Source organism: Kosakonia sp. 1610 (assembly GCF_050435845.1).
Lineage (GTDB): Bacteria > Pseudomonadota > Gammaproteobacteria > Enterobacterales > Enterobacteriaceae > Kosakonia > Kosakonia cowanii.
In genome coordinates this window covers 438645-455772 of record NZ_JBNDKZ010000001.1, presented here as the reverse complement: position 1 = coordinate 455772, position 17128 = coordinate 438645, and the positions used below count along the sequence as shown (strand labels likewise).

Here is a 17128-nt window from a genome sequence, read left to right as displayed (position 1 = left end):
GACATAGTAGCCGCTCTCCGGTAGCGAGGAAAGTGCCATTATCATCGAGCGCTGAAGGCTTAGCGCCCCTTTTTTTCACACTCTGGCCGGTTTGAACACATAATTTAACCAAATGGGATGTCTGGTATGCTCAAAATTCATGATGTGATCGGTAGCACGTTTTTAGCTTTAATTGTATGATGAATGCGTTTCAGCAAGGATTTCCACCATGAATAAATCACTGATAATCATCTGGCAGTACCTGCGAGCCTTCGCACTCATCTATGCCTGCTTATATGCGGGTATTTTTGTCGCCTCACTGCTGCCGATCGCCATTCCAGGCAGCATTATTGGCATGCTGATTATGTTTGTCCTGCTGGCGCTGCAGATCCTGCCGGCAAAGTGGGTTAATCCCGGCTGTTTTCTGCTTATTCGCTACATGGCGCTGCTGTTTGTGCCTATCGGCGTCGGCGTTATGCAGTATTATGACGTGCTGCGCGCGCAGTTCGGCCCGATTGTGGTCTCCTGCGCGGTGAGCACGCTGGTGGTCTTTTTGGTGGTGAGCTGGAGTACCCATCTGGTACACGGCGAGCGTAAAGTGGCCGGTCGTGAGGAAACAAAAGAGTGATGGCCTATATCTGGTGGTCCCTGCCGTTAACGCTGGCGGTCTTTTTCGCTGCCCGCAAACTGGCCGCGCGCTTTAAGCTGGCGCTGCTTAACCCTTTACTTATCGCGATGGTGGTGATCATACCGCTGCTGTTGCTGACCGGTACGCCCTACGATCACTACTTCCAGGGCAGTAAAGTGCTCAACGATCTGCTGCAACCCGCAGTCGTGGCGCTGGCGTTTCCTCTTTATGAACAGCTGCACCAGATCCGCGCGCGCTGGAAATCGATTATTACCATCTGCTTTATCGGCAGCCTGGTGGCGATGATCAGCGGGACGCTTATCGCGCTGCTGATGGGGGCCACGCCGGAGATTGCCGCCTCGATATTACCGAAGTCCGTCACCACGCCGATTGCGATGGCGGTGGGCGGCAGCATTGGTGGCATTCCGGCAATCAGCGCGGTGTGCGTGATTTTTGTCGGCGTGCTTGGCGCGGTCTTCGGGCACACCTTACTGAACCTGATGGGCATCAAGACCAAATCGGCACGCGGGCTGGCAATGGGTACCGCCTCGCACGCGCTGGGCACCGCGCGCAGTGCCGAGCTGGATTACCAGGAGGGCGCCTTCAGCTCGCTGGCGCTGGTGATTTGCGGGATTATCACCTCGCTTATCGCGCCGTTCCTTTTTCCGCTGCTGATTGCGCTGTGGGGTTAAAATTTGCGATGTGTCGCGCAATTCTTCAATGCGTTTCATTAGTTGCATAAATAGTGTGATTTTAATCACATATAAAAGCGAAGCAGGCCCGTACACTGTCTCTCCAATACACTGCTATGAGGCACTGCTATGCATTCCCGTTTTCACACTGCTTTTTCCGGCCTGCCGGGTGAACTTCAGACCGCGCTGGCGCCTCTGCTGGCGGATGAACACTTCCCCGCTATGCTGAGCGCGGAGCAGGTGGCAACGTTGCAAAGCGCGACACAGCTCGATGCCGATGCGCTGGCCTTCGCGCTGCTGCCCCTCGCTGCCGCCTGCGCCCGCACCGACCTCTCCCATTTTAATGTTGGCGCGATTGCCCGCGGCGTCAGCGGCAGCTGGTATTTCGGTGCCAATATGGAGTTTATCGGTGCCACCATGCAGCAGACGGTGCACGCTGAGCAGAGCGCCATCAGCCACGCCTGGCTGCGCGGTGAGACCGCACTGGAATCGGTGACCGTAAACTACACGCCGTGCGGCCACTGCCGACAGTTTATGAATGAACTCAACAGCGGACTTTCGCTGCGCATTAATCTGCCAGGCCGCGCGCCGCATACGCTCGGTGATTACCTGCCGGATGCCTTCGGGCCGAAAGATCTTGAGATTAAAACCCTGATGATGGACGCCCAGGATCACGGTTTCGCCCCGCGCGGCGATGCGCTGACGCAGGCGGCGATTACCGCAGCCAGCCAGAGCCACTCCCCTTATACCCACTCCCCTTCCGGCGTTGCTCTGCTCTGTCGCGATGGGCAGATCTTCAGCGGACGTTATGCGGAGAACGCGGCGTTTAACCCAACGCTGCCGCCGTTGCAGGGCGCGCTTAACCTGCTCAGCCTGAGCGGTTTCGACTACCCGGACATTACGCGCGCCGTGCTGGCGGAACGCGCTGACGCGCCGTTAACGCAGTGGGATGCAACAACGGCAACGCTGTGTGCGTTAGGTTGCGAAGCGGTTGAGCGCGTAACGCTATGATGCGCATCACTGCGGTTAAGGCCGCAGTGATGAAAAACAGCGCGATTGAGCTGCCGTTTCTTGCGCTTGCGGTGTGGGTAAAGTAGCCTGAGTGCAATTTCAATCCCTTACCGAGCCAGCTTCATGTTAAAGCGTGTTTTTTACAGCCTGATAGTCCTGATTGGTCTGCTGGTGTTAACCGCGCTGGGTCTCGATCGCTGGATGAGCTGGAAAACCGCCCCCTATATCTACGACGACCTGCAGGATCTCCCCTGGCGTCAGGTCGGCGTGGTGCTCGGCACGGCCAAATATTACCGCACCGGTGTTATCAACCAGTATTACCGCTACCGCATTCAGGGCGCTCTTAACGCCTATAACAGCGGCAAGGTGAACTACCTGCTGTTGAGCGGTGATAACGCACAGCAGAGCTATAACGAGCCGGTGACCATGCGCAAAGATCTGATCGCTGGCGGCGTTGATCCTGCGGATATCGTGCTCGATTACGCCGGTTTCCGCACGCTGGACTCAATCGTGCGCACCCGCAAGGTGTTCGACACCAATGACTTCATTATCATCACCCAGCGCTTCCACTGTGAACGCGCGCTGTTTATCGCCCGCCACTTAGGCATTCAGGCGCAGTGCTACGCAGTGCCGTCGCCTAAAGATATGTGGAGCGTGCGGGCGCGCGAATTTGGCGCCCGGCTCGGGACGATTGCAGATCTCTATCTGTTTAAACGTGAACCCCGCTTCCTTGGGCCTTTAGTGCCGATCCCTGCGATGCATGAAGTGCCGGAGGATGCTCAGGGCTATCCGGCAGTCACGGCCGAGCAGTTAGTTGATATGCAAAAAAAGAAGTAGCAGAGCGGATTAATTGAAGGGCACCGTACGGCCACTGCTTTTCGCCGGGCGGACAAGCGTGAAATCACGGGCAAGAAATCCCTGGTGATCGATGACGGCAGAGGCATTCCGCTCCAGCGTCCAGGTGCCGTTTAGCGCATTAAACTGCATCACCTTCTCCCCTTCCGGCGTCTCCACCAGATAGTCACCCGTTTTCAGATAGCCTGCGCTGCAGGTGATGCGTGCCGGCGGGTTGTTAGCCATTCTGTACTCGATCTTGCGAAACCCGGTCTGCACCGAGCAGAAGTAGAAAAACGGCAACGACGTGACGGTGAGATCGCCGATTACAGCAATCACTTCGCCATCACGAAGCAGTTCAACATTTTTTAAAACGAAATTCACCTGACTGGTTTTTTCATGCGGTGCGTGGTCAATTCTAAAAAAAACAAAATTCATAAGCGCCCCTTGAGCTGCAATCACAACTCTCAAAGATTGTCCTTTAAGCGTATGTAGCCGCTGCGATGAAGGCCTTCAGAATCCCCTTAAATTTGATCGGTTCTTCAATAAGATGCGCGCAGAGCGGGATTTTAAAAGCACAAACAAGGCACACGACAACGCAGCGCAAGCTGCATGACACGTGCCTTTGCGGAGGTAAAAAGGGGAAACTCAGGCGACTTTTTCGTGCTCGATTTCATGCTCCGTCAGGCTGCGCTGCAAATCGTAGATCAGGCTGCGCACCATATCGGGGGTTAAGCTGAAAAACTGCGAGTCAAAAGTCGATGCACCCGGGCCATAAGGCGAAGTGCTGTAACCAAATTTCACAACGATGCTCTGCTGCTTGTCTACCGCGCCCACTTGCCATCCAGTGACGGGGAATGCCGGAAAATCGAATTCATTCTTCATCCTAATCTCCTTATAAATGTTGGGACTTAATAAAGCGTAGCAGCGACGCGGGATTTCTCCATGTCGAATAGATGAAGTTTTCTAATAGCAGAGCAATAAAAAAGCCCGCACAGGGCGGGCTTGAGAGCGGAGCAGAAAGATTACTTCTTGCGCGCGTACTTCAGGGAGTCCAGCGCCACGGCGAAGATAATGATCCCGCCCTTGATGATGTACTGCCAGTAAGGGTTGATGCCGATATAGGTCAGACCGTAGTTGATAACGGTAAAGATGATCACACCGGTCACCACGCCCAGCACGGTACCGACACCGCCGCTGAAGGAGACGCCGCCCACCACGCACGCGGCAATCGCATCGAGCTCATACATAAAGCCGAGGTTGTTGGTCGCCGAGCCGATACGGCCCGCTTCCAGCAGCCCGCCGAAGGCGTAGAAGACGCCGGAGAGGGCATAGATCATCAGCAGGTTCAGCGCGACGTTCACGCCGGACACTTTTGCCGCTTCCGGGTTGCCGCCGATAGCGAAAATGTTCTTACCGAAACGGGTTTTGTTCCACAGCACCCAGACAAACGCCACGGCGATCAGCGCGTAGAAGGTGATGTAAGAGAGGCGGAAGCTGCCGAGCGCAATAAAGCCCTGGGTAAAGGTGGAGAAGCCGCTGTCGAAGCCGGAGATCGGCGACGCGCCGACAAAGTCGTAATAGAGGGAGTTGATACCGTACACGATAATCATCGTGCCCAGCGTGGTGATAAACGGCGTCACATTCAGGTAAGCGATGATAATACCGTTGATAAGGCCGATAATCGCGCCGATAACGCAGACGATCAGCACCACCACGATAATCGGCATTGTTGCCATCTCCGGGAACACCTTGTTGGCATTCTCCATCGATTGCAGCAGCGTTGCCGCCACCACTGCCGCCAGCCCGACCTGACGTCCGGCAGAGAGGTCGGTGCCCTGGGTAACAATCAGGCCCGCGACGCCGAGTGCGATAATAATACGCACCGAAGACTGGGTCAGAATATTACTTAAGTTCAGCAGGCTTAAGAACGTAGGGTCCTGGAAAATAATAATGGCCAGTAACACTAAAAGAACGACGTAAATACCGCCATCTTTCAGATAAGTGAGAAAAGTCTTTTTATTTAACGCACTCATGAGGAGCCCCTGATCTTAAAGGTGCAAAGACGCAAGACGGAGAATTTCGTTTTGCGTTGTCGTTTTAGTATCAACAATTCCAGCGACGAGGCCATTGCTCATTACCAGAATACGGTCAGTGATGCCTAACAACTCAGGCATTTCAGAGGAGATAATAATGATCCCCTTCTCTCTTTTCGCCAGCTCAGCAATCAGCTGATAAATTTCAAACTTCGCACCCACGTCAATACCGCGCGTCGGTTCATCAAGCATCAAAATTTCCGGCTGGGTTAACAACCAGCGTCCAATAATCACTTTCTGCTGATTACCGCCGGAAAGGGAACCAATTTGCGTGCGGTGGCCAGGCGTTTTTACCCGCATCGAGTCAATAACCCATTGGGTATCGCTCTTCATGCGGCTGTTATCCAGCAAGCCCACTTTGTTACGGTAGTTCTGGATATTGGAGATTAATGAGTTAAATCCAATATCTAAATAGGCATAAATACCCGTCGAGCGGCGCTCTTCGGTAACCAGGGCAAAGCCGTTATTAATGGCTTCATTGGCGGTATGGTTATTAATCGCCTTACCGTGCAGCTTAATGGTGCCGCCCGATTTTTCACGGATACCAAACAGCGTCTCCACGATATCGGTACGTTTCGCCCCCACCAGCCCGGCGATACCGAGAATTTCGCCCTTGCGCAGATCAAAGCTCACATCACGGATCGACGGCTGACGCAGAGAGGTGAGATTACGCACCTCCAGGATGGTCTCGCCCGGCGTGTTGTGCTTGTCCGGGAAGCGCTGGTTCAGGGAGCGCCCGACCATCATGGCGATGATCTTATCCATATCCAGCCCTTCCAGCGGCTGGGTAGCGATCCACTGTCCGTCGCGCAGAACGGTAATTTCATCGCACAGCTGGAATATCTCTTCCATCTTGTGCGAGATATAAACAATACCGCAGCCACGCTCTTTCAGCTTGCGGATAATTTTAAACAGATGGTTGACCTCTTTTTCGGTCAGCGATGAGGTCGGCTCATCCATAATGACGATTTTGGCGTCATAGGAGAATGCTTTCGCAATTTCGATCATCTGCATCTGGGAAACGGATAATGTCCCGACTCGCGCACGGGGATCGATATCAATATCCAGCTCATCGAAGATGGCTTTCGTGTCGTGGTACATCTTATCCTGATCGACAAACACGCCTTTGGTCGGGTATCGCCCGAGCCACATGTTATCCATCACCGAACGTTGTAATACCAGGTTCAACTCCTGGTGCACCATCGAAATACCGTTTTCCAGCGCCTCTTTGGCGGAGTGGAAATCGATCTCTTTACCCTGAAATAGAATGCTGCCGGAATCTTTTTGGTAGATCCCAAAAAGGCATTTTAATAATGTCGATTTACCCGCACCGTTTTCACCCATCAATGCATGAATAGAGTGAGGACGGACTTTTAAATTGACATTATCGAGCGCCTTTACGCCGGGAAAGGACTTGTTGATATTGCTCATTTCCAACAAGAATTCACCTGACGACTGAGTATTATTGCTGACCATAATTCTACCTTGTTGGCCTGGCATATCATTTTTATAAAAGGGCGTATTAAACAATACGCCCAGTGAGAACGGTCGAACTAAATCTTATTTACCGGTAATTTGCGCCAGGTTGTCTTTATCAACGCCGACGTAAGGAATACGGACAATCTTGTTCTCAATTTTCCAGGTGGTGCCATCTGCCGCACCTTTGCCATCAGCAAGGTTTTTCGCCAGATCGAAGGTCGCTTTTGCCTGGTTGTTGGCATCGTTCAGCACGGTACCGGCCATCGCGCCCGATTTCACCAGCGCCAGTGCTTCTGGCAGTGCATCGACGCCAAATACCGGAATGGCGGATTTGTTGTGGGCTTTCAGCGCTTCAACCGCACCCATTGCCATCGCATCGTTGTTGGCAATCACCACTTCGATTTTGTTAGCGTTCGGGCCAGAGAGCCACGCGTCCATTTTGTCTTTCGCCTGGGCGGTGTCCCACATTGCAGTATCTAATGCCAGCTGCTGGGTTTTGATGCCTTTATCGTTCAGCTCTTTAATCACGTAGGTGGTACGCGCTTCAGCATCCGGGTGGCCCGGCTCGCCTTTCAGCAGTACGAACTGAATCTGACCATCTTTGTTCAGATCCCAGCCTGGGTTTGCCGCCCAGTGTTTGGCAATCAGGTCGCCCTGAATCACGCCGGACTCTTTAGAGTCGGTGCCGACGTAGTAAGCTTTGTCATAGCTATCCAGCGCTTTGCGGGAAGGCTCTTTGTTGAAGAAGACGATAGGCACATTCTGGCCGCGCGCTTTCTCAATCACCGTGCCCGCCGCAGCCGGGTCAACCAGGTTGATGGCGAGGGCTTTAACCCCTTTTGCCAGCAGGACGTCGATCTGATCATTCTGTTTGGATTGGTCGTTCTGGGAGTCGTTCATCAGCAGCTGCACATCCGGTGCTGCTTTACCGTCTTTCTCAATCGCCTTACGCACAACGGACATGAAGTTGTCGTCATATTTATAGATGGTCACACCAATACGGGTATCCGCTGCGTGTGCGGCTGCGCCAAACAGCATGCTTGCCATGACAGCAGACAGAGTCAACACCTTCTTATTCATGGTATCTCCGGTTTTATTATATGCAGGGTAGTGCTAGTGAATAGTGCTCGGCGGGTCAGTATGTTAAGAAGAGGTTACTGACACCCGACGTCCACGCTAAAAAAATTCAATCGTCCGTGTTCGGTAACGCTCCAGAAGATCGCTTTATCCGATGCTTTTACGTGAACGTTTCATTAAAAATGAATACTCACCGTTACATCGTGTTTCAGCTTCCAAAACGCTGACATCATAGTCAGCGCCTTGTTAAGATACTGTGAATTTACTCACAGATTGAAAACGGTTACATCGCGACGCATTACGAGTTAGTGATCGGCGCCACACTTTGTCGCAACGCCACGGAATGACGGCGTACCAGCGTCGGCATAAAGCAGTGCGCGGCCTGCGGATCGAGCTTGCCCGCCGCCCCCTGTAGCGCCAGCTCCGTAGCCAGCCGCGCCATTGACGCCACCGGGTAGCGCACGGTGGTTAATTGCGGATCGGTGTAACGGGCAATGGGGATATCATCGAAACCAATCAGCGACAGATGCTGCGGCACCGCAATGCCGTTATCTTTCAGCGCCGTCAGCGCACCCGCTGCCATGCTGTCGTTGTAGGCAAAAACGGCGGTCAATTGCAGATTGCGCCCCAGCAGTTCTACCATCGCCGCCTCCCCGCCCTGCATATCCGGCGAACCGGTGCCAACCCAGCTGTCCGGCGCGGCAATGCCCTGCTCTTCCAGCGCGCGGAACCACCCTTCGCGGCGCGAATCGTTATCCTCAATTTGATGGCTGGAGGCGAGGTAGCCGATGCGTTGATGACCGTTATTCAGCAGCATGCGCGTCGCCATCACCGCCCCGCTGACGTTATCAAGGCAGACGCAGCGGTGGGCGTAACCGGGCACTACGCGGTTGATCAGCACCATGCCGGGGATCTGCTCCATAAAGCCCGTCAGCTCTTCATCGCTGAGCGCTTTTGAGTGCACAATCAGGGCGTTACAGCGCTGACGTATCAACACCTCAATGGCGTGGCGCTCTTTTTCCGCCTCATGGTAGCTGTTGCCAATCAGCACATACTTTTGATGTTCTTGCGCGACGGTATCTACCGCTTTGACCAGCGCACCGAAGAAGGCGTCGGAGACATCCATCACAATCACGCCAATGGTGTCACTCACCTGCGTCGCCAGCGCCTGGGCGTTGGCGTTGGGGCGATAACCGAGCTGGGCAACCGCCTGCATCACGGTTTCGCGCGTCTCCTGGCTGACCAGGGCGCTGTTGTTGAGTACGCGGGAAACCGTCGCGACGGAGACGTTCGCATGACGGGCAACGTCACGAATGGTGATCATTTTTTCCCACCTTGTCTGAATGGCGGCACGTCACAGGCACCCCCTGGGTAAAGTAAGGAGGCTATTCTGGCAGTCGCGGTGGCTTTGCTACGTGAGAGGCATCACATCAATGGAAACGGTTACATTGCATTTGTTAACGATTGTGATCCAGATCGTTATCTGCTTGTAGGCGGTAATGCGCTGCCCGCCGCACGGGCGGTAAGTTGTCGCCACAGCCACTCAACCGGCCCCTGGCGAAAACGCCTGAGCCACAGCACGGAGAAGAGGATATTAACCGCCCAGATGGCGGGGACGATCGCCATCAGTTGCAGGCGGTCAAAGCGCATAAACAGACCGAAGTGGTTAAACAGCGTGGTGCAGATCAGCGTCTGCAACAGATAGTTAGTGAGCGCCATACGCCCGACGCAGGCGATTGCGCTTACCAGTTTGCTGGCGCAGATTTGCGGCCAGAAGCCCCACGCCAGCGCCGCATAGCCGATGGCCTGCACCGGCGCGCTCAGCTCGCGCGGGGCCTGCAAAAAGAAGGCGCACCAGCGGTACGACCAGCCGAGCTGCCACTGGGCGACAATGGCGGGAATATTCACTGCCATTCCCGTCACCACCAGCACGGCGCCGACGCGCCGGTAGTGGCGCAGCGGGAACTGCCCTCTCATCCAGCCGCTGCGCATGAGTGCAGCACCAATCAACATCAGCCCGGCCAGCTGCCAGCCATACTGCACGCCGAGCGCCAGTAAGGCGTTTGACAAGAGATCGCTGCGGTTGCTCAGCCCCTCCATCAGCATGCCGCTGGTGCGCCACCAGGCTTCATACTGCACGTTAGCGGCGTCCGGCAGCCAGGAGTTGTTCGGCGTGGTACCGGAGATGGCGCCCAGCAGCAGCAAGACGACAATGCCGATGAGATAGAGCACCACGCCGGTATGAAACATCGCTTTCACGCTCTGCGCATCGCGAATCATTCGCCAGCCGATAAGCCCCACCAGGCCATAAGCCAGCAGAATATCGCCTTCCCAGAAGAAGAGTGCGTGAATGAAACCGAGCAGCACCAGCAGCGTCAGGCGCGACTGGATCCAGCGCTTGCCGCGTGGCAGCAGCATCTGCAACCCGGCACCAAAGAGAATGGCGAACAGCGAGAGAAATTTTACCTGCGCAAAAAGGTCGAGCAGCGCCCAGGTCCAGGCATCATGCAGGGTGATGTCGCCATACCAGGCGGGATTGAGATAGGCCGCCTTCGGCAGACCAAAGGCGGTGATATTGAGCAGCAGGATGCCAAGGATGGCGAGGCCACGGATAAAATCGAGCGTGACGCTCCTTCCCATGTCGGCGGCTCCTGCAATCAGTTAGTGTGGCGAACGGCGCGCAGGAACTCCTGGCGAGTGTTCTGGCTCGACTTAAACAGGCCACCGAGCGAGGTGGTAGTGGTCGCACTGGTGGCATCGCGAATGCCGCGCGCTTTCACACAATAATGGACCGCATCAATCGATACCGCGACATTATTGGTGCCAAGCAGGGTTTGCAGCGCGGTGAGGATCTGCTGGGTCAGGCGTTCCTGAACCTGCGGGCGCTGGGCGAAGAACTGCACAATGCGGTTAATTTTCGACAGGCCAATCACCGACTCTTTCGGGATGTAAGCCACCGTCGCTTTACCGTCGATAGTGACAAAGTGGTGTTCGCAGGTGCTGGTAAGCGTGATGTCGCGCACGGTCACCATCTCATCGACCTTCATCTTATTTTCAATGACGGTGATTTTCGGGAAGTTGGCGTAATCAAGACCGGAGAAGATCTCATCGACATACATTTTGGCGATGCGATGCGGCGTTTCCATCAGGCTGTCATCATTCAGATCGAGATTGAGCAGCTGCATGATCTCGGTCATATGGCCGGCGATAAGGCGTTTACGGGATTCATTATCCATTTGCACCGGGGGGCGCAGCGGGGTTTCCAGACCACGGGCAACCAGCGCCTCGTGCACCAGCGCCGCTTCTTTACTGAGTGATGACATATTTTCTTCTTCTCCTGCAGGTATGGCGTGCTTCGCGTGTTGCGGCGAAGTGAGGCAACATTGTGCGTGAGGTCGCGCACATAATCCAGCCCGCCGGGGATAATTATTGAAATTGCCGCTGCCTTTCAGGCACGACGTTTCCACACCAGAACACCGCCAATCACCAGCGCAACCGCCGCGATACCGAGCGCCGGCTCAAGGCGTCCGCTAAGCCAGGTCGAGAGCGCGGAGGTCATCGGGCCGACCAGTTGCCCGACGGCATAGCCGGTGGTGAGCAGCCCCGCCATATAACGCGCGTGATAGGGTGCCAGCTCGCGGCCATAGAGCAGTGAAAGCTGCACCGCACAGAGAAAACCGCCGCCGACCAGCACCGCGCCGCACACCAGACCGCTCAACCCCGGCAGAAGCCAGGCCGCCAGCACGCCCGCGCCCTGCAACCAGAGCACAATCGCCAGCCGCTGATGGCTCTGCCCGCAGTGGCGCAACAGAATACTAAGGCCAATGCCGATCACCGCCGCGAGGCCAAAAACCGGCCAGACAAACTGGGCAAACAGGCTGCCGGGAAAGCGCAGCGCTGCCATCTGCGACAAAAAGGTGGCGGGCAGAATATAACCAAACCCGGCCAGGCTATAGCTCCAGACCAGCCGTTTCAGATCGGTGGTCAGGTGCAGAGGCTGCGTCTTCACCTCCGGGCGGTGCCACTCGCCGGGCTTCGGTAAGTAGCGGGCAATCAGCGCCACCAGCAGTAGCGCCAGCACGCCATACACTTGCCAGGCTGACACAGCGCTTAAGCCTTTGGCCTGAATCGCCACCGCCAGCAACCCGCTAATCGCAATCCCCGCGCCCGGCCCGGCAAACACCGCCGCGCTGAGGCCCGGCTTTCCGGCATGGGCCAGCCGCTCATTGGTCCACGCGGCAATCAGCACCATTCCCCAGCCGCTCATCGCGCCGATAATAAGCCTAATCGCGCCATGCAGCAGCGCGTTGTCCGCCAGCGCAGAGAGGAAAGTGAGCAGCACCGCGCCGCCAATGCCAAGCCACAGGCGCACTTCGATATGCCGCTTCGCACGCATCGCATCCCAGGCACCGAGCAGATAACCCAGGTAGTTAATGGCTGCCACCAGCCCGGCGCTGGTGAGGGTGAGCTGGCCGTCGCGGATCATCAACGGCACCTGCGGCGTAAAGGCAAAGCGGCCAATACCCATCACCACCACCAGCACGATAAAACCGCAAAGCGCGACGCGTAGCGCCATCTCAGCCCCCAAATGTTAATGTAAAGTTATGTTTATGATGCAGTATGTTGCGCAAGTGCGGAAGTGAAAGTTACTCACAGCGGCGTGAATTATCTGTATTATGCAGGGTTATCACTCTGTTTATCTCTGTGAAACCTGAGGAGCCCCGCATGGAATTGCTCGAAGAGCACCGCTGTTTTGAAGGCTGGCAGCAGCGCTGGCGTCACGACTCCAGCGTCCTGAATTGCGCCATGACGTTCAGCATCTTTTTACCGCCGCAGCGTAGCGATGCGCGCCCGCCGGTGCTTTACTGGCTCTCCGGCCTGACCTGCAATGATGAGAACTTCACCACCAAAGCCGGGGCGCAGCGCGTCGCCTCTGAACTGGGCATTGTGCTGGTGATGCCGGATACCAGCCCACGCGGCGATGAGGTGGCTGATGCCGACAGCTACGATTTGGGTAAAGGGGCCGGCTTCTATCTCAACGCCACGCAGCAGCCATGGGCCACGCACTACCGGATGTTTGATTATCTGCGCGACGAACTCCCGGCCCTTATCCAGAGCGAGTTTAACGTCAGCACCCAGGCGGCGATCAGCGGTCACTCAATGGGTGGCCACGGCGCGCTGATAATGGCGCTGAAAAACCCGGGCCGTTACACCAGCGTCTCGGCCTTTGCGCCGATTGTGAACCCGTTACAGGTGCCGTGGGGGCAGAAAGCCTTTACTGCCTATTTAGGGGAGGATGCCAGCCAGTGGCGCGAGTGGGACAGCTGTGCGCTGATGCTGGAAAGCGGCGAAGGTGACGCCATTCCGACCCTTATCGATCAGGGGGACAGCGATCAGTTCCTCGCCGATCAGTTACAGCCAGCGCGGCTGGCAGAAGTGGCGCGGCAGAAAAGCTGGCCGCTGACCCTGCGTATTCAGCCGGGGTACGATCACAGCTACTTCTTTATCGCCTCGTTTATTGAAGATCATCTGCGCTTCCATGCGCAGCACCTCTTCCGCTAAGCGTCACCCCGGCGTTTTCGCGCCGGGATCTCTCATCAGAAGCGGTAATCAATCGCCGCAAAGTAGCGACGTCCATCTTCGTTAAAGCTGTAGTCATCCCGGCTAAGATCTTTATCGCCGAGGTTAAGCACGCCCGCGCGCAGTTTGACGTTTTTCGTCGCCTGCCATGCGCCGCCCGCATTCCAGATAACATACCCGCCCGGCGTTGCGCCCTGTGACACCGAACGTTTTTCGCCACTGTAGTTCGCCGAAACATAGAACGACCACGCGTCGTTAGCCTGCCAGTCCAGCGTGCCGTTAGCGGTGTGGAATGGCAGATCCTGCAACGGCTTATTGCCGCCGCCGCTCAGATTGCGCCCGTCGTTATAGGTGTAATTCAGCGTTAGTTTCCACGCCTCATCGAACGGGATTTTCACCTCCGTCTCGACGCCCTGAATCCGCGCTTTATCAACGTTGTAGTAGCGGAACACCGGTACCCGCGCCCCACGAGCGTTACGCTCAAAACCGACAAAGTTCGGATAGCCCGGCGCTTCGGTCAGGCTGGCAGTACGGCTGATATTGATCATATCCTCAATATTGTTCTGGAAGGCAGTAACGCTCCCCTGCACGCCCTCGAGCCAGCCCTCTTCGCCGCTGTAGTAAAGCCCTAGTTCGAAGCTTTCGCTGGTTTCCGGTTTTAGCTCCGGGCTGCCGACAATCCGGCAACTGCCGCGACAGGAGTTGCTCGCCCAGTCGGGGCTTAGCTGCAACAGCGACGGTGCTTTAAAGGCCGTTGCCCAGCCCCCTTTCACCGTGATGGTATCGGTGGCGCTCCACACCAGGTAGGCGCGTGGGCTCCAGTGATCGCCATAGGTTTCATGGTCATCCATGCGCAGGCCGGTGGTCAGCGCCAGCGGTTCAATAATCCGCCACTCATCTTCAATAAACAGCGCGTACTGGCTGGAGGAGGTTTTACTGCTGTTACCGCCGGTCAGGTTAATGGGATCGCTGAGTTTGTCATGACGCCATTCACCGCCCAGCGTGACTAATTGATTGATCTCACCGAGCGGCAGCACCACTTTGCCATCCACGGTATTACTTTCTGAACGGATGGCGCTGGCGTTGCCGGGGTTTTTGTTATCGATCTTCTCGCCGTAAAAACGCAACTCGCTGTTGGCACTGCCCCAGCGCCCGTTGTGCGCCAGCGAGTAGTTCTGGCGATCGAGGCGGTTTTTATTCAGTGAATCAGAGTTGCGGTCCTGGCGGTCATAACCGTAACCAGCGGTAAAGTCGTGATCTTTGGTTGGCGTCCAGGCCAGTTCAACATTGCCATCGCGGCTGGTAAAGCCCTCGATGCGCGGCGACTCACCGCTGGCGGCGGTTTGCGAGGCCTGCTGCCGATCTTTTTCGCGCTTCGCCACGCCACCAAAGGCCTTCAGCCCGAGCACGCCGTCAATCAGTGGCCCGCTGGTGTAGAACTGGCCATTTTGCGTATCGCCGCGATCGCGGTGCGCCTGAATGGTGGTATCCGCGGTGATTGAGCCGCTCCAGCGCTGGCCGATTTTTTTGGTGATGATATTCACCACGCCGCCGAGGGCGTCGGAGCCATATAGCGACGACATCGGGCCACGCACCACTTCAATGCGCTCAATCGCTTCTACCGGGATCCAGTTGAGGTCAAAATCGTTGTGGCGGAAGACGGCATTGCGCGAGTTGACGCGCTTGCCATCAATCAGGATCAGGGTGTAGCTGCTGTTCAGCCCGCGCAGGCTGACACCTTTGCGGTTATCCCCTTCATTGGTGAGCTGCACGCCGGGCACCTCTTTCAGCACATCTTTCAGGTTTTGCACCGGCCTGCGCTGTAAATCCTGTTGTGTGATGACACTTATGCTGGCGGGCGCATCTTTCAGGTTCTGCTCGCTGGCCGAAGCGGTCACCACCAGCGTTTCACCCTCCCCTGCGGCGGCCATCACCGGTAGCGCCAGCGTTAACGCGGACGCACAGAGGCCTCCCCGCATAATGGGATTCAAGGTAAACATTCCGTAACTCCATGAGGTCTGAAAAAGATTGAAAAATTTGCTCACGTATTGCAAAACCGCGCACCGTTACATTGACGGCAGCGTTATAGATTGCGGAAACATCAGGCGCGTGAATCCCGCCGGGTTCCCTTTCTTTTCAGTCGCTTACCTTAATGCAAACGAGAATGATTATCAATTTCGAGAACTTAAAGTTATGTAAAGAGTGGAAGGAAAAAGTGGAAGAGAGGGATAAAAAAACGCCCTCTGAGTAGAGGGCGTCAAGCAGGCGTTATTTGGTAAAGCGTTCCGGGAACTCCATCTCGCTGTAGCGCACAAAGCGCGTCCCTTTGCTGAACTTGTAGCCCAGCCAGATCACCAGGAAGAGCGGAATGCCGATATAGGTCGCCGTCACCGCGCCCCAGTCGATAGCGTCTTCGAGGAAGGCCTGGTAGTTCTGCCCAAGAGTAATAATCAGGCAGAGCACAAAGGCGAAGATCGGACCAATCGGGAAGAATCCGGAGCGGTACGGCAGGTTATCCAGCGAGTGGCCCTGCGCAACATAACCGCGGCGGAAACGGTAGTGGCTGATGGCAATCCCCAGCCAGGCGATAAAGCCCGTCATGCCGGAGGTGTTGAGCAGCCACAGGTAAACGGTCTGGTTGCCAAACATCGAGGTCAGGAAGCAGAGACCGGCAATCACCGTGGTGGCATACAGCGCATTGCGCGGCACGCCGCCTTTCGACAGTTTGGCGAAGATGCGCGGCGCTTTGCCATCGCAGGCCAGCGTGTAGAGCATACGGGTAGAGGCATACATCCCCGAGTTACCCGCCGAGAGTACCGCCGTCAGGATCACCGCATTCATCACCGCCGCCGCTGAGAGCAGACCAGCGTGTTCAAACACCAGCGTGAACGGGCTGACGCTGATATCTTTCACATCGTTACGCAGCAGGCTTGGATCGGTATAGGGAATGATCAGGCTGATAATCAAAATCGCGAAGACGTAGAAGAGCAGGATTCGCCAGAAGACCTGACGCACCGCGCGCGGAATGTTCTTCTCCGGATCTTCGGATTCACCAGCCGCGATACCGATAAGCTCGGTGCCCTGGAAGGAGAAGCCAACAATCATCGCCACGCCAATCATCGCCGAGAAACCACCAGCAAACGGCGCGTCGCCTATGCTCCAGTTACTCCAGCCCGCCGGTTTTTCCCCCTGGAAAATGCCGACAATCATCATCACGCCGACGATGATAAAGATGATCACCGTGGTCACTTTAATAAGCGAGAACCAGTATTCCGCCTCGCCAAAGCCTTTCACCGAGATGTAGTTAAGCAGGAAGATAACGACCAGGAAGAGCGCGCTCCAGATCCAGCCCGGCGTATCGGGGAACCACCAGGTCATCACCAGTTGGGAAGCCACCAGGTCAACGGCGATGGTTACCGCCCAGTTGTACCAGTAGTTCCAGCCGAGGGCGAAGCCGAAGCCCTCTTCCACATATTTCTGCCCGTAGGTCGAAAAGGAGCCGGAAACCGGCATAAAGGCAGCAAGTTCGCCAAGGCTGGTCATCAGGAAATAGACCATCAGGCCAATCAGCATATAGGAGAGCAGCGCGCCGCCCGGCCCCGCTGAGGAGATGGTCGCCCCGGAGGCGACAAACAGACCGGTCCCGATGGAGCCGCCAATTGCGATCATCGTCAGATGACGCGCTTTCAGTGCACGACGAAGCGTGGTCGCTTCTGTGGTTTTTGTTTCGGAAACCATAAGAAAAAGCTATC

15 protein-coding genes and 1 pseudogene are annotated in these 17128 nt (G+C 56.0%); 5 read left to right on the top strand and 11 right to left on the bottom strand.

The features are described from left to right. Positions 1 to 208 precede the first annotated feature (208 nt). The 4 genes from ABIC80_RS02100 to sanA all read left to right on the top strand — a co-directional run bounded on the left by ABIC80_RS02100 (position 209) and on the right by sanA (position 3147). The gene (locus ABIC80_RS02100) at positions 209 to 607 is read left to right on the top strand and encodes a CidA/LrgA family protein (RefSeq protein ID WP_054804179.1); all 399 of its coding nucleotides are present in this window, start codon (positions 209 to 211) and stop codon (positions 605 to 607) included. After that, complete coding sequence (locus ABIC80_RS02095) at positions 604 to 1299, top strand: CidB/LrgB family autolysis modulator (protein WP_042715907.1); 696 nt, start codon at positions 604 to 606, stop codon at positions 1297 to 1299. Before ABIC80_RS02100 ends, ABIC80_RS02095 begins: the two co-directional genes overlap by 4 nt. 129 nt (positions 1300 to 1428) lie before the next feature. After that, positions 1429 to 2310 carry a cytidine deaminase gene (cdd, locus tag ABIC80_RS02090; protein WP_429175230.1) on the top strand — a complete coding sequence of 294 codons (882 nt, stop codon included), beginning with the start codon at positions 1429 to 1431 and terminating at the stop codon, positions 2308 to 2310. Between the two features lie 123 nt (positions 2311 to 2433). Continuing rightward, entirely contained in the window at positions 2434 to 3147 is a 714-nt protein-coding gene (sanA, locus tag ABIC80_RS02085) for an outer membrane permeability protein SanA (RefSeq protein ID WP_042715904.1), read from the top strand. Positions 3148 to 3156: 9 nt separating this feature from the next. On the opposite strand, the gene ABIC80_RS02080 is transcribed toward sanA, so the two are convergent. The 9 genes and pseudogenes from ABIC80_RS02080 to ABIC80_RS02040 all read right to left on the bottom strand — a co-directional run bounded on the left by ABIC80_RS02080 (position 3157) and on the right by ABIC80_RS02040 (position 12372). Next, positions 3157 to 3528, bottom strand: a complete 372-nt coding sequence (locus ABIC80_RS02080) for a hypothetical protein (RefSeq protein ID WP_263754327.1) — start codon at positions 3526 to 3528, stop codon at positions 3157 to 3159. Positions 3529 to 3792: 264 nt separating this feature from the next. Continuing rightward, on the bottom strand, positions 3793 to 4029 hold the full coding sequence (locus ABIC80_RS02075; protein WP_429175227.1) for a hypothetical protein: 237 nt from the start codon (positions 4027 to 4029) through the stop codon (positions 3793 to 3795). A gap of 140 nt (positions 4030 to 4169) precedes the next feature. Next, positions 4170 to 5180, bottom strand: a complete 1011-nt coding sequence (gene mglC / locus ABIC80_RS02070) for a galactose/methyl galactoside ABC transporter permease MglC (RefSeq protein WP_023479719.1) — start codon at positions 5178 to 5180, stop codon at positions 4170 to 4172. A 15-nt stretch (positions 5181 to 5195) separates the two neighbouring features. Further along, positions 5196 to 6716 carry a galactose/methyl galactoside ABC transporter ATP-binding protein MglA gene (mglA, locus tag ABIC80_RS02065; protein WP_042715899.1) on the bottom strand — a complete coding sequence of 507 codons (1521 nt, stop codon included), beginning with the start codon at positions 6714 to 6716 and terminating at the stop codon, positions 5196 to 5198. A gap of 84 nt (positions 6717 to 6800) precedes the next feature. Continuing rightward, a complete protein-coding gene (mglB, locus tag ABIC80_RS02060) occupies positions 6801 to 7799 on the bottom strand; it encodes a galactose/glucose ABC transporter substrate-binding protein MglB (RefSeq protein WP_023479914.1) in 999 nt (332 codons plus the stop codon). 295 nt (positions 7800 to 8094) lie between these two features. Continuing rightward, positions 8095 to 9120 carry an HTH-type transcriptional regulator GalS gene (galS, locus tag ABIC80_RS02055; RefSeq protein WP_054804180.1) on the bottom strand — a complete coding sequence of 342 codons (1026 nt, stop codon included), beginning with the start codon at positions 9118 to 9120 and terminating at the stop codon, positions 8095 to 8097. Between the two features lie 155 nt (positions 9121 to 9275). After that, positions 9276 to 10436, bottom strand: a complete 1161-nt coding sequence (yeiB, locus tag ABIC80_RS02050; RefSeq protein ID WP_429175225.1) for a DUF418 domain-containing protein YeiB — start codon at positions 10434 to 10436, stop codon at positions 9276 to 9278. A gap of 17 nt (positions 10437 to 10453) precedes the next feature. Further along, positions 10454 to 11119: a GTP cyclohydrolase I FolE gene (gene folE, locus ABIC80_RS02045; RefSeq protein ID WP_042717583.1), complete on the bottom strand. Its 666-nt coding sequence runs from the start codon at positions 11117 to 11119 to the stop codon at positions 10454 to 10456. 103 nt (positions 11120 to 11222) lie between these two features. Beyond that, positions 11223 to 12372, bottom strand: a pseudogene (locus ABIC80_RS02040) (YbfB/YjiJ family MFS transporter). A gap of 149 nt (positions 12373 to 12521) precedes the next feature. Here ABIC80_RS02040 and fghA point away from each other — a divergent pair. Beyond that, positions 12522 to 13358 carry an S-formylglutathione hydrolase gene (gene fghA, locus ABIC80_RS02035; RefSeq protein WP_042717580.1) on the top strand — a complete coding sequence of 279 codons (837 nt, stop codon included), beginning with the start codon at positions 12522 to 12524 and terminating at the stop codon, positions 13356 to 13358. Between the two features lie 35 nt (positions 13359 to 13393). On the opposite strand, the gene cirA is transcribed toward fghA, so the two are convergent. Together cirA and ABIC80_RS02025 are read right to left on the bottom strand one after the other, a co-directional pair. Further along, a complete protein-coding gene (gene cirA / locus ABIC80_RS02030; protein ID WP_094421064.1) occupies positions 13394 to 15376 on the bottom strand; it encodes a catecholate siderophore receptor CirA in 1983 nt (660 codons plus the stop codon). 268 nt (positions 15377 to 15644) lie between these two features. Then, entirely contained in the window at positions 15645 to 17114 is a 1470-nt protein-coding gene (locus ABIC80_RS02025) for an amino acid permease (RefSeq protein ID WP_200133320.1), read from the bottom strand. Between the last annotated feature and the right edge of the window lie 14 nt (positions 17115 to 17128).

Coding starts and splice junctions, on each gene's coding strand:
- ABIC80_RS02100 (WP_054804179.1), top strand. CDS start 209: ATGAATAAATCACTGATAATCATCTGGCAGTACCTGCGAGCCTTCGCA.
- cdd (WP_429175230.1), top strand. CDS start 1,429: ATGCATTCCCGTTTTCACACTGCTTTTTCCGGCCTGCCGGGTGAACTT.
- sanA (WP_042715904.1), top strand. CDS start 2,434: ATGTTAAAGCGTGTTTTTTACAGCCTGATAGTCCTGATTGGTCTGCTG.
- ABIC80_RS02075 (WP_429175227.1), bottom strand. CDS start 4,029: ATGAAGAATGAATTCGATTTTCCGGCATTCCCCGTCACTGGATGGCAA.
- mglC (WP_023479719.1), bottom strand. CDS start 5,180: ATGAGTGCGTTAAATAAAAAGACTTTTCTCACTTATCTGAAAGATGGC.
- mglA (WP_042715899.1), bottom strand. CDS start 6,716: ATGGTCAGCAATAATACTCAGTCGTCAGGTGAATTCTTGTTGGAAATG.
- mglB (WP_023479914.1), bottom strand. CDS start 7,799: ATGAATAAGAAGGTGTTGACTCTGTCTGCTGTCATGGCAAGCATGCTG.
- galS (WP_054804180.1), bottom strand. CDS start 9,120: ATGATCACCATTCGTGACGTTGCCCGTCATGCGAACGTCTCCGTCGCG.
- yeiB (WP_429175225.1), bottom strand. CDS start 10,436: ATGGGAAGGAGCGTCACGCTCGATTTTATCCGTGGCCTCGCCATCCTT.
- folE (WP_042717583.1), bottom strand. CDS start 11,119: ATGTCATCACTCAGTAAAGAAGCGGCGCTGGTGCACGAGGCGCTGGTT.
- fghA (WP_042717580.1), top strand. CDS start 12,522: ATGGAATTGCTCGAAGAGCACCGCTGTTTTGAAGGCTGGCAGCAGCGC.
- cirA (WP_094421064.1), bottom strand. CDS start 15,376: ATGTTTACCTTGAATCCCATTATGCGGGGAGGCCTCTGTGCGTCCGCG.
- ABIC80_RS02025 (WP_200133320.1), bottom strand. CDS start 17,114: ATGGTTTCCGAAACAAAAACCACAGAAGCGACCACGCTTCGTCGTGCA.